The 500-nt window shown below is 75.6% G+C and carries 1 protein-coding gene; it reads left to right on the forward strand.

Annotation, left to right across the window (positions count from 1 at the left end; all coding sequences use genetic code 11):
• Positions 1-500, forward strand: a 500-nt coding sequence (locus K7G59_RS34440) for a ketoacyl-synthetase C-terminal extension domain-containing protein (RefSeq protein WP_308295135.1), incomplete at both ends; no start/stop codon positions are given.

Genomic DNA, 500 nt, shown 5'->3' on the forward strand with positions numbered 1-500 from the left:
CGGGCGCGGTCGAGCTGCTGACCGAGGCGGCGCCGTGGCCGACGACCGGCCGACCCCGTCGCGCGGGCGTCTCCTCCTTCGGCATCAGCGGCACCAACGCGCACGTCGTGCTCGAACAGGCCGACCCGACAGGTGAGTCGGTCGATGTCGACGCGGGCGGCGCTGACCGTCCCGCGCTGCCGTGGCTGCTGTCCGCGAAGTCCGACGCCGCGCTGCGTGCGCAGGCCGAGCGGCTGCTGTCGTATCTGACGGACCGCCCGGAGCTTTCGACGGCGGACGTCGCGTGGTCGCTCGCCACGGGCCGCGCGTCCTTCGAGCACCGTGCCGTGGTGGTCGCCGGGGACCGCGAGGGGTTCCGCGAAGGCCTGGCCGCCCTGGCCGAAGGCCGGGCGGTGCCGGGCGCGGTGAGCGGCGTGGCCGGCGGCGCGGACCAGGTGGTGCTGGTCTTCCCGGGGCAGGGTTCGCAGTGGGTAGGCATGGCTGCCGAACTGCTCGACGCC

It is taken from the genome of Streptomyces sp. NK08204 (assembly GCF_020400585.1).
Classification (GTDB): Bacteria; Actinomycetota; Actinomycetes; order Streptomycetales; family Streptomycetaceae; genus Streptomyces.